Annotated in this window: 18 protein-coding genes; 11 read left to right on the top strand and 7 right to left on the bottom strand. The window is 73.3% G+C overall.

The features are described from left to right. Nucleotides 1–129: 129 nt before the first annotated feature. From ACIRRH_RS24030 to ACIRRH_RS24010, 5 genes are all read right to left on the bottom strand, one after another. Nucleotides 130–1,617, bottom strand: a complete 1,488-nt coding sequence (locus ACIRRH_RS24030) for an ATP-binding protein (RefSeq protein ID WP_403070877.1) — start codon at nt 1,615–1,617, stop codon at nt 130–132. After that, a complete protein-coding gene (locus ACIRRH_RS24025) occupies nt 1,614–2,384 on the bottom strand; it encodes a response regulator transcription factor (RefSeq protein WP_403070874.1) in 771 nt (256 codons plus the stop codon). The genes ACIRRH_RS24030 and ACIRRH_RS24025 overlap by 4 nt, the downstream gene beginning before the upstream one ends. Nucleotides 2,385–2,452: 68 nt before the next feature. Continuing rightward, complete coding sequence (locus tag ACIRRH_RS24020) at nt 2,453–3,646, bottom strand: S1C family serine protease (RefSeq protein WP_403070871.1); 1,194 nt, start codon at nt 3,644–3,646, stop codon at nt 2,453–2,455. Nucleotides 3,647–3,761: 115 nt separating this feature from the next. Next, nucleotides 3,762–4,820: a LacI family DNA-binding transcriptional regulator gene (locus tag ACIRRH_RS24015; protein WP_403070868.1), complete on the bottom strand. Its 1,059-nt coding sequence runs from the start codon at nt 4,818–4,820 to the stop codon at nt 3,762–3,764. A 147-nt stretch (nt 4,821–4,967) separates the two neighbouring features. Further along, nucleotides 4,968–5,699, bottom strand: coding sequence for a response regulator transcription factor (locus tag ACIRRH_RS24010; protein ID WP_380767186.1), 732 nt, complete (start codon nt 5,697–5,699; stop codon nt 4,968–4,970). A gap of 720 nt (nt 5,700–6,419) precedes the next feature. Here ACIRRH_RS24010 and ACIRRH_RS24005 point away from each other — a divergent pair. The 7 genes from ACIRRH_RS24005 to ACIRRH_RS23975 all read left to right on the top strand — a co-directional run bounded on the left by ACIRRH_RS24005 (nt 6,420) and on the right by ACIRRH_RS23975 (nt 11,164). Beyond that, nucleotides 6,420–6,713: a MoaD/ThiS family protein gene (locus tag ACIRRH_RS24005; protein WP_224281820.1), complete on the top strand. Its 294-nt coding sequence runs from the start codon at nt 6,420–6,422 to the stop codon at nt 6,711–6,713. Nucleotides 6,714–6,718: 5 nt separating this feature from the next. Next, nucleotides 6,719–8,137 carry a hypothetical protein gene (locus tag ACIRRH_RS24000; RefSeq protein WP_403070864.1) on the top strand — a complete coding sequence of 473 codons (1,419 nt, stop codon included), beginning with the start codon at nt 6,719–6,721 and terminating at the stop codon, nt 8,135–8,137. A gap of 195 nt (nt 8,138–8,332) precedes the next feature. Further along, nucleotides 8,333–9,076 (top strand): DUF2993 domain-containing protein, encoded by a 744-nt coding sequence (locus tag ACIRRH_RS23995; protein WP_403070861.1) that lies wholly within the window; start codon nt 8,333–8,335, stop codon nt 9,074–9,076. Between the two features lie 259 nt (nt 9,077–9,335). Further along, nucleotides 9,336–9,416 (top strand): Ms5788A family Cys-rich leader peptide, encoded by an 81-nt coding sequence (locus ACIRRH_RS23990; protein ID WP_350517234.1) that lies wholly within the window; start codon nt 9,336–9,338, stop codon nt 9,414–9,416. 234 nt (nt 9,417–9,650) lie between these two features. Next, nucleotides 9,651–10,487 carry a sulfurtransferase gene (locus ACIRRH_RS23985; RefSeq protein ID WP_380767180.1) on the top strand — a complete coding sequence of 279 codons (837 nt, stop codon included), beginning with the start codon at nt 9,651–9,653 and terminating at the stop codon, nt 10,485–10,487. A gap of 40 nt (nt 10,488–10,527) precedes the next feature. Then, nucleotides 10,528–10,818, top strand: coding sequence for a DUF1416 domain-containing protein (locus tag ACIRRH_RS23980; RefSeq protein WP_030059605.1), 291 nt, complete (start codon nt 10,528–10,530; stop codon nt 10,816–10,818). A gap of 73 nt (nt 10,819–10,891) precedes the next feature. Continuing rightward, the gene (locus tag ACIRRH_RS23975; RefSeq protein WP_403070858.1) at nt 10,892–11,164 is read left to right on the top strand and encodes a DUF3099 domain-containing protein; all 273 of its coding nucleotides are present in this window, start codon (nt 10,892–10,894) and stop codon (nt 11,162–11,164) included. A 21-nt stretch (nt 11,165–11,185) separates the two neighbouring features. Here the strand turns inward: ACIRRH_RS23975 and ACIRRH_RS23970 are convergent, their stop codons facing one another. Next, nucleotides 11,186–11,548 (bottom strand): DsrE family protein, encoded by a 363-nt coding sequence (locus ACIRRH_RS23970; RefSeq protein WP_189924813.1) that lies wholly within the window; start codon nt 11,546–11,548, stop codon nt 11,186–11,188. A 348-nt stretch (nt 11,549–11,896) separates the two neighbouring features. Here ACIRRH_RS23970 and ACIRRH_RS23965 point away from each other — a divergent pair, with 348 nt between their 5' ends. The 3 genes from ACIRRH_RS23965 to ACIRRH_RS23955 all read left to right on the top strand — a co-directional run bounded on the left by ACIRRH_RS23965 (nt 11,897) and on the right by ACIRRH_RS23955 (nt 14,071). Then, nucleotides 11,897–12,481 (top strand): FABP family protein, encoded by a 585-nt coding sequence (locus tag ACIRRH_RS23965; protein ID WP_403070854.1) that lies wholly within the window; start codon nt 11,897–11,899, stop codon nt 12,479–12,481. A 125-nt stretch (nt 12,482–12,606) separates the two neighbouring features. Continuing rightward, nucleotides 12,607–13,089: a Fur family transcriptional regulator gene (locus ACIRRH_RS23960; RefSeq protein ID WP_380767178.1), complete on the top strand. Its 483-nt coding sequence runs from the start codon at nt 12,607–12,609 to the stop codon at nt 13,087–13,089. Nucleotides 13,090–13,108: 19 nt separating this feature from the next. After that, a complete protein-coding gene (locus ACIRRH_RS23955) occupies nt 13,109–14,071 on the top strand; it encodes a YgfZ/GcvT domain-containing protein (protein WP_403070943.1) in 963 nt (320 codons plus the stop codon). A 7-nt stretch (nt 14,072–14,078) separates the two neighbouring features. Here the strand turns inward: ACIRRH_RS23955 and dtd are convergent, their stop codons facing one another. After that, nucleotides 14,079–14,519, bottom strand: a complete 441-nt coding sequence (gene dtd, locus ACIRRH_RS23950; protein WP_403070851.1) for a D-aminoacyl-tRNA deacylase — start codon at nt 14,517–14,519, stop codon at nt 14,079–14,081. Nucleotides 14,520–15,064: 545 nt separating this feature from the next. Here dtd and ACIRRH_RS23945 point away from each other — a divergent pair. Beyond that, nucleotides 15,065–15,685 carry an ABC transporter substrate-binding protein gene (locus ACIRRH_RS23945; RefSeq protein ID WP_403070849.1) on the top strand — a complete coding sequence of 207 codons (621 nt, stop codon included), beginning with the start codon at nt 15,065–15,067 and terminating at the stop codon, nt 15,683–15,685. Nucleotides 15,686–15,728 lie beyond the last annotated feature (43 nt).

Below are 15,728 nucleotides of genomic sequence, written 5' to 3'. Positions count from 1 at the left end.
CCCCGGGGGGGGGCCCCCCCGCGGGGGGGCCGGGCGCGGGGGGGGGGGGGGGGGGGGGGGGGGGGGGGGCGCCCCCCGCGGGGGGGGGGGGGGGGGGGGGGGGGGGGGGCCCCCCCCCCCCCCCTTCCGTCATTCTGGGGCGGGGCCGCCGGGCAGCCGGACGGTGGCCAGCGTGCCCGGACCACCGTCGGCGGCCGGGCCGAGGGTGACCTCGCCGCCCGCCTCCCGGACGCTCTGCGCGACGATCGACAGCCCGAGCCCGGAGCCGGGCAGCTGGCGCGAGGACGGCGAGCGCCAGAACCGGTCGAAGACGTACTGGAGCTCGTCCGGCGGAATGCCGGGTCCGTGGTCGCGGACGGTCAGCACGCCCCGGTGCAGTCGGACCTCGATGGTGCCGCCGGGCGGGCTGTACTTGACCGCGTTGTCCAGCAGGTTGATCACGGCCCGCTCCAGCCCCACCGCGTCGCCGTGCACGTACCAGGGCTCGGTGTCCGTCTCGAAGACCAGCCCCGGGCCGCGCAGCTCGGCCCGCTCGACGGCCCGTCCGGCGATCTCGTGCAGGGCCACCACGGTGGGGGCGGGGCCGCTCTTCGGGGTGTCCGGGCGGGAGAGCTGGAGCAGGTCGCCGATCAGGACGGTGAGTTCCTGCATCTGCGCCTTCATGTTGCCGAGCAGCTTGGTCTTGGTCGCGGCGGGCAGAGGGCGGCCGGTGTCGTTGCTGCGGATCAGCAGGTCGACGTTGGTGCGCAGGGAGGTCAGGGGAGTGCGGAGCTCGTGCCCGGCGTCGGCGATCAGCCGGGTCTGCCGCTCGCGGGAGTTGGCGAGGGCGGTGCTCATGGAGTTGAAGGAGGTGGAGAGGCGGGCGATCTCGTCGTGCCCGTGGACCGGGATGGTGGTGCCGACCTCCTCGGTCCGGGCGATGTGCTCGACGGCGTCGGTGAGCTGGTCGACCGGCTTGAGGGCGGAGCGGGCGACCAGGCGGCCGGCGAGGGCGGCGAGGAGGATGCCGCCGACGGAGACGGAGCCGAGGAGGATCGCGAGGTCCTGGAGGGAGTCCTCGACGGGCTGGGTGGGGGTTGCCACCATGACGACGACCGGCACCGTGTACCTCGGGTCCATGGTCAGCCGCACCAGTGCGGGATCCCCGTTGGTGTAGTGGCCGTCTCGGATGATCGACTGGGTTGGCTTGAGCCGGAAGACCGCGGAGTCTGCCGGCTCGGTCACGATCGCCTTGGTCGCGCCCAGGGGCAGGCAGACCCCCTTTCCGGCCGCCAGGAACTGGGTGTCCCTGGGCGCGGCTCCGCTGATCTCCGGCAGACTTCCTCCGCGCTGGCGCTCCAGCGCATGCTCCGGGGTGTCGTAGCAGTCGAAGCCTGGCCCTCGCGGCGGCGAAGGAAGGGCCGCGCTCGCCAGGTCCGTCCGCACCTGGTTGTAGAGCTGCTTCTCCACGATGAACCAGCAGGCCAGCGCCGACAGCGCGATCGCCACCGCCACCGCCGCCGCGCTCAGGAAGGTGAGGCGGCTGCGGAGCGAGCGGGAGCGGAACCAGCGCAGGAGGCGCTGTCGGCGCCCGGGCGTGCGGGGCGGAGCCAGCGGAGGGGGCGGAACGGTGGTCACGTGCTCGCGCCGGTGGCCGGGCGCAGGGCGTAGCCGACGCCGCGTACGGTCTGGATCAGGCGGGGGACGCCGCCCTGCTCGGTCTTGCGGCGCAGGTACATCACGTACACGTCCAGGGAGTTGGAGGAGGGCTCGAAGTCGAAGCCCCAGACCGCCTTGAGGATCTGTTCGCGGGTGAGGACCTGGCGGGGGTGGGCGAGGAACATCTCCAGCAGCATGAACTCGGTGCGGGTGAGCTCGATCGGCTTGCCGGCCCGGGTGACCTCGCGGGTGGCGGTGTTCATCCGCAGGTCGGCGAAGGCGAGCACCTCGCTCTCGTCCTCGACGGCGGCGCGGGCGGCGGCCTCGGCGGCGAGGGCGTTGCGGCGCAGCAGGGCGCGGACGCGGGCGAGCAGTTCGTCGAGTTCGAAGGGCTTGGCGAGGTAGTCGTCGGCGCCGACGTCGAGGCCGGTGACGCGGTCGCCGACGGCGTCGCGGGCGGTCAGCATCAGCACCGGGACGGTGTCGCCGCGCGAGCGCATCCGGCGGACGGCGGTGAGGCCGTCCATCCGGGGCATCATGATGTCCAGCAGGACGAGGTCGGGCCGGTCGCGTTCGACGGACTCCAGGGCTTCGTAGCCGTCGGTGGCGGTGGCGACCTCGTACCCCTCGAAGGCGAGGCTGCTCTCCAGGGCGTCCCGGAGGGCGGGTTCGTCGTCGACCACCAGGAGCCGGGCAGAGGGGTGGCCGGCCTCGGCGGTGGTGCGGTCGTCGGCGGACGGGGTCATGGGCGGGTGCCCTTTCTCGTCGGGTGGAGGGCCTGCTGGGAGCAATTGTCCGTCTCAGGGGGTGCGGGTCACAGGTTCTGGCCGGCTTCGAGTTTCGGCAGGACCTGCTTGATGTCGTTGATCGGGATGGCGAAGCCGAGGCCGACGCTGCCGGCCGAGCTGTTGCCGGAGGAGCCGGAGCCGCCGGGCGCGTACATCGCCGAGTTGATGGCGATGACCTGGCCGTTGGCGTTGATCAGCGGGCCTCCGGAGTTGCCGGGGTTGAGCGCGGCGTCGGTCTGGAAGGCCTTGTAGGTCGTGGTGCTGCCGTTGTCGGACTGCGGGACGGTGCCGCGCAGGCCGGGCAGGAAGGGGAGGCCGAAGCCGCCGTTGTTGCTGGTGCTGCCCTCGTCGAGCTGGACGGTGACATCGCGGTTCTCGGCGCTGATGATGCCGGAGGTGACGGTGCCGGTGAGGCCGTCGGGGTTGCCGATGGCGACGACCGGGTCGCCGATGGCCATGGTGGAGGAGTCGCCGAGGACGGCGGGGGTGAGGTTCTTCGCGCCGGTCGCGGTGATCACGGCGACGTCGAGGGCCTTGTCGGTTCCGGTGACGGTGGCCTGGGCGGTGGAGCCGTCCTTGAAGGTGACGGTGATCCGCGCGCCGCCGGCCGCGGTGTCGATCACGTGGTAGTTGGTGAGGATCTGCCCGCCGGTGTTCAGGACGACGCCGGTGCCGGTGGAGGTGCCGTTGCCGCTCTTGACGGTGATCTGGACGGTGCTGGGCGAGACGGCGGCGGCGATGGCGGGCACGTCGGCGCTGCCGTCGGAGCGGGCGGAGACCGGGCTGGCGATGGTGCCGACGCGGCCGTCGGAGCTCTGCCGGTCCGCGGCGACCAGTCCGCCGGTGACCCCGCCGAGGACGGCGGCGACCGCGGCGACGGCGGTGACCATGGCGAGCCGGCCGCGCAGCAGTCCTCGCCGGGCCCGGCTGCCGCGGTCCCCGGGGCCCCCGGGGCCCCCGGGGCCGAGGATCGTGGGCGGCTCGGGCGGAATCGGCGGGGGCGGCGGCGGTCCGTCGAAGCCGCCGTCGGAGTGGTCCTCCAGGTAGCTGTACCTGTACCCGTCCGGGCCGGAACCGCTGTCCGGGCCGCCGACGGCCGGGCCGCTGCCGAGCACGGTGCCCTCGATCACCCGGGGCTCCTGGGACCGGTACGGGTCGTACTGCTCGTGGGCCTGGCCGGGGCCGTACTGCTCGCTGGGGTACCGCTGCTGTTCGCTCATGTCGACCAAGCTCGGCCCGGTGCATGAGGAGTGCATGAGAACCGGCTCAGAACGGGGAGAGAAGCCCGTTGGGTTCTCATAAAGCCTGGTCAGGCCACCCGCAGAGCGGAATCGGTTACTCCGGTACCGGTCGGCCGGGGGCGTTGCCGTCGCAGCCGCAGGAGCGGCGGATGACCAGCCGGGACGGGAACGTGCGGACCCGCTCGGTGTCCGATCCGGGCACCATCAGCGAGTCGTCCAGCACCAGGTCCACGGCGGCCCGGGCCATCGCGTCGCGGTCGGAGGCGACGGTGGTCAGCGGCGGGTCGGCGAGCGCGGCCTCCGGTACGTCGTCGAAGCCGGCCACCGCGAGGTCCTCCGGGACCCGCAGGCCGACCTCGCGGGCGGCCCGCAGCACGCCGATCGCCTGGTCGTCGGTGGAGCAGAAGATCGCCCGCGGCCGGTCCGGCGAGCGGAGCACGCCGAGCGCGACGTCGTAGGCGCCGTAGCGGTGGAAGGGCGCGTCGATCAGGTGCGGCTCGGTGGGGACGCCGTGCGCGTCCATGGCGCGTTGCCAGCCCTCGACGTGGTCGATGACCGGGTCGCCGGGGGCGGGGGACTCGACCGGGCCGCCGAAACAGGCCACGTACGGGTGCCCGTGCACCTCCAGCAGGTGGCGCACGATCGCCTCGGCGCCCGCCACGTCGTCGGTGACCACCGCGACGTCGTCGATCGCCTCGGGCCGGCGGTGCAGCAGCACCACCTTGGCGCCCTCCATCGCGGCGAACTCCTCGGCGGCGCGCTGCGAGGGGCCCTGACTGACCAGGATCAGGCCGGAGACGCGCATCCCGAGGAAGGCGCGGACGTAGTGCACCTCGCGGTCGTCCACGTAGTCGGAGTTGCCGATCAGCACCAGCTTGCCGCGCTCGGAGGCGGCCCGTTCCACGGCGTGCGCCATCTCGGCGAAGAAGGGCTGGCGGGCGTCCGGGACGACCATGCCGATCAGGTTGGTGCGGCGGGAGGCCATCGCCTGGGCGACGCTGTTCGGCCGGTAGCCGAGCTGCTCGATCGCCGCGAGGACCTTCTCCCTGGTCGCGGGCGCGACCGGGCGCGGCCCGTTGTTGATGACGTAGCTGACGACCGCGGTCGAGGTACCAGCCAGCCGGGCTACATCGTCGCGCGTCACTTTGGCCACGGGGGGAGTCTACGCGTGTGGCCTCCGGGGTGGCAGTGGGACCTGGGACCTCGTTCGGCAGGCCGTCGGGCGGCTCCGGGAGGAACCGGACAAGCCGGGCGGGGGACGGCCCGCCCGGCTTGTCCGGTTCTCGGACGGGCCCGGGCCTCAGGCGTCCAGGGGCGCGGCGGGGCGTTGGGCGAGCTCCGGCCGTTCGCCCTTCTCGGGCTTCTCCGGGACGACGAAGCGGTAGCCGACGTTGCGCACGGTGCCGATCAGCTGCTCGTGCTCCACGCCGAGCTTGGCGCGCAGCCGCCGGACGTGCACGTCCACCGTCCGGGTGCCGCCGAAGTAGTCGTAGCCCCAGACCTCCTGGAGCAGCTGCGCCCGGGTGAAGACCCGCCCGGGGTGCTGCGCGAGGTACTTGAGCAGCTCGAACTCCTTGAAGGTGAGGTCGAGCGCCCGGCCCTTGAGCTTGGCGGAGTAGGTGGCCTCGTCGACCGAGAGGTCGCCGTTGCGGATCTCCATCGGGCCCTCGTCGGTGACGACCTGGAGCCGGCCGAGCGCGAGCCGCAGCCGGGCCTCGACCTCGGCCGGGCCGGCGGTGTCCAGCAGGACGTCGTCGATGCCCCACTCGGCGGTGACGGCGGCCAGGCCGCCCTCCGTGACCACCAGGATCAGCGGGCAGCCGATGCCGGTGGAGCGCAGCAGCTGGCAGAGGCTGCGGATCTGCGGGAGGTCACGCCGGCCGTCGACCAGGATGACGTCCGCGCTGGGGGTGTCCACCAGGGCCGCGCCCTCGGCGGGGGCCACCCTGACGTTGTGCAGCAGCAGTCCGAGAGCGGGCAGTACCTCGGCGGAGGGCTGCAGCGCATTGGTGAGGAGGAGGAGAGAACTCATACCCGGTGGTCCCCTTTCCGGGTCGTCGCGGTCGCGTTACGGCTGCCGCCACAGCCGGATGGCGCACGTGCTGAGGGGGAGGGGAGGACGGCGGTCGCCCGCGGCGAACCGAGGGAGCGCACGGCGTGCAGGGCGCGACGGCGGGTCCGCCGGGGGTCCCGCAACCCCTGGCGCACCGTTTCTGCCCTGTTCATCACCGTGAACCCTCCGGTCTGGTCCGGTGCCGGGTGGCGGCCCGGTGCCGGGTGGCGGTGCCCCGGCCGGCCGGGGCACGTCGTCGTGCCGCGTCAGGCGGGGCGGTTCCTGCTGCGCGCCGGGGGTGGGCCGACGAATCGCAAGAACGTCCGTACTGGCGTCCTGAAAGCACAAAAGGACCCGGGGGCGACTCTGCCCGGATCCCTCATGGTGGTCGAGGATAGCCGACCCCGCCCCTCGGCCGGGAGTGCGGGAAGCCGGCGGTTCGCCTCATTCGGGCGTGCACCGCGTGCGGCTGGACACAACGTCGAGCGCCGGTCCGGCGCCCCTCGACGGCGGTCCGGTGGGAGGCCGGTGCCCGTCCGGCCAGGGCGATTGCCGCTCGTGGCGGCGGACACGCCATCATGGGGACGCACATCGGAGGCGCTGTTCGGGTCCATCGTTCGGGTGGTCGGACGGCCGGCGCGGTGGCGAGCCGGACCGGGGCACCGGGACCGGGCGAGGACGACGAGAAGGGGTGGCCCGATGGGCGCGACCACCGAGCCCGCGAGCGGCGCCCGGGTGCGCGGGACGATCCGCTACTGGGCGGCGGCGAAGTCCGAGGCCGGGCTGGCCGAGGAGCCGTACGAGGCGGCGACCCTGGCGGAGGCGCTGGCGGCGGCCAAGGAGCGGCACGCCGACCGGCCGAAGCTCGTCCGGCTGCTCGGGCACTGCTCGTACCTGGTCGACGGGGCCCAGGTGGGCGGCCGCGACCACGCGGCCGTCGCCCTGACCGAGGGCGGGACGGTAGAGGTCCTCCCGCCGTTCGCGGGAGGCTGAGCGGCGTGACGGACATGAACAACCCGAACCACCCGAACCACGGCGGCCACGGCGAGTGGCCGCAGCAGCCCCACCGAACGCAGCAGCCGTACCCGCCCCAGGCGCAGCAGCAGCCGCATCCGCACTTCCCGCCGCAGCAGCCGGGCCACCAGCCGCCGTACGGCTACCCGGTGGACGACGCGGCGGCGACCGCGGTGCTGCCGGTGGTGCCCGCGTTCGACGACGCGGCCGCGACCACCCTGCTGCCGCCGGTACCGGCGACGGACGACGCCGAGGCGACGGCGCTGCTGCCGCCGGTGGTGGTGTCCGGTGCGATGCCGGTCGGGTCGCAGCAGCCCCAGCAGCCCCAGCAGCCCCAGCAGCATCAGCGGCGTCGGCAGCCGGAGCAGCCTCAGCAGTCGCATCAGCCCCAGCGGCGTCGGCAGCCGGAGCAGCCCCAGCCGGACCCGACGATCCAGCTCCAGCAGCCGCCGAGGCCCCGGGCCCGGCACGCGGCCCCGGCGCCGCAGCCGGCCCCCGCGCAGCAGGTGGCGGCGGAGGCCTTCGACCCGCCGACCATGACGCTCAAGCGTCCGACCGCCCCCGGCCCGCTGGGCGTGGCCGGTGTCCCGGGCCCGCTGGGCGCCCCCGCCGCACCGCCGTACGCGGCCGTCCCGCCGCAGTCCGCGCAGCCCGCCGTCCCGCCGCAGTCCGCGCAGCCCGCCGGCCCGCGCGGCCGGACCGGCTCGCCGATCATCGACCCCGGCCTGCAGCCGGCGCTGATCACCGCCGGCGCGGCCGCGCTGCTGGCCGGCGGCGCCGCGCTCGGGCAGATCGCGCTGGCCCTGGTGGTCGCGCTGCTCCAGCTGCTGACGGCGGCCGGCTGGTTCCGGCTGAACGGCATGTGGCCCGCCCGGCAGGGCATCCTGCTCGCCGCGCTGGCCGGCTTCACGGCGGACGTGGCGGTGCTGCTGGCGGACTCCGACGGCGGCGTGGCGGCCGTGGTGGGCACCCTGGGCGGGTTCTTCCTGCTCGTGCTGGTGCTGCAGACGTTCCGCCCGTCGGACCCGAAGGAGCGGTTCTACGCGCTGACCGTGCTCGGTTCGGCCACCGTGGTGACGGCGCTGTGCACCGCGCTGCTGCTGGCCGACTGGGTGCCGGCCGGGGTGGGCGCGGTCGCGCTGGCCACCCTGCTGGCCGCGGCGCCGCTGCCCGGGCCGAAGCAGCTGGGCCCGGTGCTGGGCCTGGCCGCGGCGGTGGCACTGGGCCTGCTGGTCGGGGCGCCGGTGGCGCTCGGCGCGCTGGCCGGGCTGGGCGCGCTGGTCGGCCGCCGGGTCGCGGCGTACGACTTCCCGTCCCGCTTCGTGCACATGACGGCGGGCGTGGCGCTGCCGCTGGCGGTGGCCGCGCCGCTGATGTGGATCGCCACCGAGCTGCTGGCCTGACCCTTCCGTCCAGGCCGCTTCGGATCGACGTCCCGCCCCGGAACCATGTTCCGGGGCGGGACGTCGTACGGTCGTGCGAGGGCGGACGTGTCCTGCGTCCGCCATGGAACGGTGAGCGACCCACTGCGAACGACCGCAGCGACGAACGACCACAGCGGCGAACGACGACGGCGACCGGCGACGACAGGGGACACGATGCGCGGATGGCTGAAGGCCACGATCGGCCTGGCGGTGCTCTCCGGCCTGCTGCTGGGCGCCGACCGGATCGCGGTGGGCGTGGCCGAGGACGAGGCCGCCGACCGGATCGTGAAGAGCGGCCGGATGAGCCAGCGCCCGGACGTCTCGATCGGGGGCTTCCCCTTCCTCACCCAGGTGCTGTCGATGAAGCTGGACGACGTCCGGATCTCCTCCGACGGCCTGACCGTCGGCGACGGCAGCCACCAGGTGGCGCTGCACTCGTTCAAGGCCCGGCTCTCCGGTGTCGAGGTCGGCGACAGCATGAGCAGTGCCACGGTGGACAGCGGCACCGGCAGCGGGGTGATCTCCTACCCGGACCTCGCGCAGCTGCTGCCGCCCGCCTCCCAGCTGCTGCACGGGGCGAAGCTGCCGGTGGGCGGCAATTCCCGGCTGACCCTGTCCTACGCCGGTCCGGGCAAGGTCAAGGCCTCGCTGGGACCGATCGCGATCGGCGAGGGCACCGTGCACAACAAGGGGAACACCGTCACGGTGGACGGCTTCCGGCTGAGCTCGCTGGCGGGAATGGTGGCCGGCGTCACCAACCAGCAGGTCGAGCCGATGAGTTTCACCCTGGACTCGCTGCCGGCCGGGCTGAAGCTGGCTGACAAGGAGGGCGGGGAGGGCGGTGACGGCGGCGTGACGCCGCTGCCGGAGGGCCTCCAGCTGACCTTCGACGGCAAGGGCGTCAAGCTCCTGGGCTGATCCCCGGCCCTTCGTCGGGCCCGGCCCGGGCCACCTGCCGACCCGTTCCCGGCCCTGCCGAATCGTTCCGCTCCGCGAGACGCGCTGTCCAGCGCGGACCGCGGAGCGGTGCCGTTTCCGCCCCGTGCATGCCGCCGGAGGGCCTCCGGCCGGGCCCCCCGAGGCCGAGCCGGGGCTAAATCCCAGCATCCGGTTGTTTTGATCCCACCATTCGATACGCTGATGACAGCGGGCCTCCGGTGTCCCTAGCATCGTCGGCATGAAGCGACAGACGGATCTCACGAAGCGGCGGGCGGTAGACCTGTGCCGCGTGGCCGCCTGTCTGTGTCGAATGCGCTGATTCGGCGTCCTGGCAGGGCAGTTGACGCCCGCCGCCGATCTTCCCGGCGACCGCGCCCGGCTCTGCGGGCGGGCAGTCGCCGATGTACTCCGCAGTTTCCTGCCCGGTTGCCCCGGTCCACCCCCTCGTCCCGGTATTCGGACTGGATTTCGGGCCGCACCCACCCGGGCACCCTTGCAGCACCCTCCTGACCAGCACCTTCCGCACAACCGCCCTCGGATGGAGAACACCACCATGAGCCGCAGCGACGTCCTGGTCGACGCCGACTGGGTCCAGGCCCACCTGGACGACCCGAAGGTCGTCATCGTCGAGGTCGACGAGGACACCTCCGCGTACGAGAAGAACCACATCCGCAACGCCGTCCGGATCGACTGGAAGCAGGACCTCCAGGACCCGGTCCGCCGCGACTTCATCGACCAGGCCGGCTTCGAGGCGCTGCTCAGCGCCAAGGGCATCGCCAACGACGACACCGTCGTCCTGTACGGCGGCAACAACAACTGGTTCGCCTCGTACGCCTACTGGTACTTCAAGCTGTACGGCCACGGCGACGTCCGCCTGCTGGACGGCGGCCGCAAGAAGTGGGAGCTGGACTCCCGCGACCTGGTCGCCGAGGTGCCGGCCCGCCCCGCCACCGAGTACAAGGCGCAGGCCGCCGACTCCTCGATCCGCGCCTTCCGCGACGACGTGATCGCCGCCATCGGCAACCTGAACCTGGTCGACGTGCGCTCGCCCGACGAGTTCTCCGGCAAGCTGCTCGCCCCGGCCCACCTCCCGCAGGAGCAGTCGCAGCGCCCCGGTCACGTGCCGAGCGCCCGCAACATCCCGTGGGCCAAGAACGCCAACGACGACGGCACCTTCAAGAGCGACGACGAGCTCAAGGCGCTGTACGAGGCCGAGGGCATCGACCTGGCGAAGGACACCATCGCCTACTGCCGCATCGGCGAGCGCTCCGCGCTCACCTGGTTCGTGCTGCACGAGCTGCTCGGCCAGGAGAACGTCAAGAACTACGACGGCTCGTGGACCGAGTACGGCAGCCTCGTCGGCGTGCCGATCGAGCTCGGCAGCAACTGAGCCCCAGGCTCGACCCGTAAGTCAGAAGGGAAGAACAGACATGTGCGGTGCGAAGGCCGGCGGCCCGGACCTGGCAGGAGTTGACGTGGCGAACGAGACGATCATCCAGGGTTCGGTGACCCGCGACGGTGAGCCGGTCAACGGCTACGTCCGGCTGCTGGACGAGGGCGGCGAGTTCACGGCCGAGGTGCCCACCTCGGCGACCGGCCAGTTCCGGTTCTTCGCCCGCCCGGGCAAGTGGACCCTGCGCGCGCTGGTGCCGGGCCAGACCGTGGACCGTCAGGTGGTGGCCTCCCAGGGCACCGCCGTCGAGGTCGCGATCGCGGTCTGACCGGAGCCGGAACCAGTCCGGACCACCCCGAGGGCCCCTGCCGCGCAGGGGCCCTCGGCCGTACCGTGGAGGGGTGCAGGCAAGGCGTCGGCGGCGCTACTACTACGCCATGATGGGCGTGTGCCTGGGCCTGTTCGTCATGGCCTGGGGCGTGGTGCGCTTCTTCTCGGTCGGGGCGGCGATCGGCATGTGCGTGGTCGCGATGGTCATCCCGCCCGCCGCCGCGGTGTTCGCCAACAAGCGGGACCCGGACGACGACTGGTGGAACGACCCGCGCTGGGACGACCCCAAGTGGGACGACCCCGGCCACGACCGGGACCGCCCCGACCACGAGCAGCGCCCCTAGGGCGTCAGGGCGCGAGAGGCGTCAGTACACGAGGGCCTGGACGCCGTCCGCCATGATCTCGCTGACGAAGACCTGGGCGCCCGCGATGCGGACACCCTCGACGGTGTCCTTCTGCTCGATCCCGCGCCGGGCCGCGCACTGGGTGCACAGCGTCACCGAGCCGGCCGCCAGGATCGACTCCAGCAGGTCCGGCAGCGGAGCCGCGTGCGGGAGTTCGAACTCCGCCGCCCGGCCCGGCAGCGCGAACCAGGAGGACTCCCCGGTCAGCCAGAGCGAGACCTCGATCCCGCTGGCGACGGCCACCGCCGCCACCGTGAACGCCTGCGAGCACCGCTCCGGCGCGTCCGCCCCTGCGGTGACCTTGATGACGAGTTTCTTCGGCATGGCGCCACCTTAGAGGTGCCGGCACCCCCGCCGTCCGGCATCCCCGAAACCCTTGGGCAAAGCTTGGGCAGCCGCAGGAGGACGGCGCGAACGGCGACGTGGTGGGGCTCACCGCGACCGGCCGGAGACCGGCGGATAGAGTGAGCGGAGCAAAATCCACCACACTGTCGCCGCCTGGGAGCCCCCCGTGTCCGGTCTGGAAATCTTCTTCGACGGTCTGCTGGCCCTCATGGCCGTGCTGATCACCTGGTTCGCCATCTTCTCGGTGATGAAGCTGTACCAGGGCCAGCGCTGAGTCTGCCGTACGGTTGAGGCAGCCCCACACCGACGAGAACAGCGACCAGGAACATGATCGAGATCCCCTCTGACCTTCACAAGGACGTCGTCCCGCTCGCCTTCCTCCTCGGCACCTGGGAGGGCGCGGGCGTCTTCGACTTCCCGGGCGCGGAGAAGTGCAACTTCGGCCAGGAGATCGTGATCCGCCACGACGGCCGCCCGTTCCTGGAGTTCCGCTCCCGCACCTGGGTGCTGGACAACGAGGGCCAGAAGGTCCGTCCGCTGGAGAACGAGCACGCGTTCTGGCGCATCACCAGCAACCACGACGGCACCAGCGGCGCCCGGGGGATCGAGATCTCCTCCGTCCGCGACGACGGCACGGTCGAGATCTGGTACGGCGAACTGGCCGACGGCAAGCCGCAGGTCGACGTCTCCACCGACGCGGTGGCCCGGATCGAGGGCTCGCCGGAGTACTCGGGCGGCAAGCGGCTGTACGGCTTCGTCAACGGCGAGCTGCTCTGGGTCGGTGAGAAGGCCGCCCCGAACGTGCCGCTGCGCCCGTACATGTCCGCGCAGCTGAAGAAGGTGCTCAGCCCGGCCCAGCTGATCAAGGACATCAACGACCTGCCGGACGACGGCATCGCCTTCTTCAGGTGACCGGCTCGAAGTGACCGGCCCCGGATGACCGGACGGCCGGCACTTCCGCGCACGAGGTAGGGACCGGCCCGCGGCCGGTCCCTACACTTGCATCAGGACCCCCGACCATTGGCAGGGACGGCACCGTGGCGGACACCGGCACCACCGACTGGCAGCTCTCCGGCGACTGGCACCTCTCCGACGACTGGAAGGCCGACCTGCGCGAACGCGGGTACCGGCTCACTCCACAGCGGCAGCTCGTGCTGGAGGCCGTCGACGAGCTCGACCACGCCACCCCCGACGACATCCTCTGCCACGTCCGCAGGACGGCCAGCGGCATCAACATCTCCACCGTCTACCGGACCCTGGAGCTGCTGGAGGAGCTGGGCCTGGTCTCGCACGCCCACCTCGGCCACGGCGCCCCGACCTACCACCTGGCCGGCCGCCACCACCACCTGCACCTGGTCTGCCGGGACTGCGAGAAGGTCACCGAGACCGGCACCGAGATCGCCCAGCCGCTGATCGACAGCCTGCGCGAGCGGCACGGTTTCGACACCGACCTCAAGCACTTCGCCATCTTCGGCCGCTGCGCCGACTGCACTGCCAAGCTCGTCGGGGACCGGTCGTAAGCTGGCCGGTATGACCGGTGTGAAGAGCCCGCTGCTTTCCCTGCCCGGAGCCGTCCCCGCCGAGGGGGCCGACGAGGGTGTCGCCGCCCACTACGGCGACATCTTCCGCGAGCAACGCAACCTGTCGCAGGGCACCGGCTTCGTCGACCTCTCGCACCGCGGCGTGGTCACCGTGACCGGCCCGGACCGGCTCTCCTGGCTGCACCTGCTGCTCACCCAGCACGTCAGCGAGCTGCCGCCGCAGCAGGCCACCGAGGCGCTGGTGCTCTCCCCGAACGGACACGTGGAGCACGCGCTCTACCTGGTGGACGACGGCACCACCACCTGGGCGCACGTCGAGCCGGGCACCCAGGAGGCGCTGGTGGCCTACCTGGAGAGCATGAGGTTCTTCTACCGGGTGGAGGTCGCCGACGCGACCGCCGGGTACGCCGTGGTCCACCTTCCGGCCGGTTCCACCGCGTCCGTCGAGGGTGCCGCCGCCGTCCGCGAACTCCCGTACGGGCGTGACCTGTTCGTGCCGCGCGGCGAGCTGGAGCGGTTCACCGACGGGTTCGGCCCGGCGGCCGGGGTCTGGGCGTACGAGGCGCTGCGGATCGAGGGCCACCGGCCCCGGCTGGGCTTCGAGACCGACCACCGGACCATCCCGCACGAGGTGGACTGGCTGCGCACCGCCGTCCACCTCCAGAAGGGCTGCTACCGCGGCCAGGAGACGGTCGCCCGGGTGCACAACCTGGGCCGCCCGCCGCGCCGGCTGGTCTTCCTGCACCTGGACGGCACCGAGGAGACGCTGCCCCCGCACGGCACCGAGGTGCGGCTGGCCACCGACCCGGACGGGCGGGCGCTGGGCTTCGTGACCTCCTCGGCCCGGCACCACGAGCTGGGGCCGATCGCGCTGGCGATCGTCAAGCGGAACGTGCCGGTGGAAGCCGTGCTGCTGGCCGGGACGGTGCCGGGCACCCAGGACGTGATCGTCCCGCAGTAGGGGCCGCTCAGACCTCGACGAGGACGGTGAACGGGCCGTCGTTCACCAGCGCCACCTGCATGTCGGCGCCGAACCGGCCCGTCTCCACCTTGGCGCCCAGCGCGCGCAGTTGCGCCACCACCTCGTCCACCAGCGGCTCGGCGACCGGGCCGGGGGCGGCGGCGTTCCAGGTGGGGCGACGGCCCTTGCGGGCGTCGCCGTAGAGCGTGAACTGGCTGATCACCAGCAGCGGGGCGCCGAGGTCCGAGCAGCTCTGCTCGACGCCCTCGTCGTCGGCGGGCAGCAGCCGCAGCGTCCAGAGCTTGCGGGCCAGCTGGGCGGCCTTGGCGGGGGTGTCGTCGTGGGTGACGCCGACCAGGACGCAGAGCCCGGGCCCCTCGATCGCGCCCACGGTCTCACCGGCCACGGTCACCCGGGCCTCGGTCACTCGCTGCACCACTGCTCGCATGCCGCCATTGTGCCGGAGCGCCGTACGGCCCCCGGAGGACCCCCGGGCCTCCCCGGGCATCCGCCGCACCCCGGGCCGCGCCGCACCCTTCCCTTCAGGCCCCGGCGGCCTCCTCAGGGCGCACACCAGGGGCGTGCTCGGGGGTAGTGCACGCCCGGCGGTGTGTGCCTGCGCCGGATCGGGCGCCGTTCTTCCTGGGGAAAGGGCCGGTCATATCAGCCACCCCTGTTCGCCAGGGGGCCGTTCGGGTGCACGGGCAGTGCGCGTGCGCCGGGCGGGGTGGCACGCTGGTGGACCGTACGAAGGGTCCGGGGCGCCAGGAGGTCCGCCGCGCCGGGCCGGGGTTCGGCCGGGCGGTCGAGCCGATGGGTCAGGCGTTCCGGCGGTGCCGCCCCGTGGGCGGTGCGCCGCCGGGGACCGGAACCTCCGGGGCTCCCGGGCGTGCCGGTGGACGGGACGCGCGGCGCGTCGGGGGACGGGCCGGACCGGTGGCAGGGCGGGGTGCCGCGAGCGGGCGGGATCGGACGACGTCAGGTGGATGGGTGATGGACGCGAGCAGCGCGGCGCGGGACCGGTCCGAGCCGGTGGTGGGGGCCCCCGGGGATCCGGACGGTCCGGCGGTGGGTGCGGAGGACGAGCCCGACCTGGAGCGGCTGGGCCTGGACCAGTTGCGGGTGCTGCGCCGGGAGACCCTGGAGCAGGAGGCCGACCTGTCCTACCTGCGGCGGCTGCTGCACGGGCGGATGGACATCCTGCGCGCCGAACTCGACCGGCGGCCCGGCGTGGGCCCGGTCCGTGCGCCCGGCCCGTCCGGCCCCGACCCGGCCCCCGGCGACCTGCTGGACCGGCTGCCGGCCATCCTGACCGACGCGCCCTCCACCGTGCGGCGCTCGGCCCGGCACGTCACCCTCGGCCCGCCGCGCACCCAGGAGTCCCGGCTGGAGGCGGACGCGCTGATGGGCGACGTCCAGCTCGCCGACCTGGCGGCGCACCCGGCCGAGGAGCTGCTGGCCGCCCTGGAGCGGCTGCGGGCGCACGAGCGCGAGGTGTCCGGACGGCGCCGGCGGCTGCTGCGCACGGCCGACGGTTGCAGCGCCGAGATCACCCGCAGGTACCGTGATGGGGAAGCACGGGTCGACGACCTGCTCGCAGGAGGGCCGCTCTGACCGGGTGAGTCGCCGTGGGCGGTGGGGCCCGGCTCGCTCCCGG

The sequence above is a fragment of the Kitasatospora sp. NPDC101235 genome (assembly GCF_044767505.1).
Lineage (GTDB): Bacteria > Actinomycetota > Actinomycetes > Streptomycetales > Streptomycetaceae > Kitasatospora.
The sequence above is the reverse complement of the archived record's forward strand: the minus strand, read 5'-3'. Positions and strand labels throughout refer to the sequence as shown.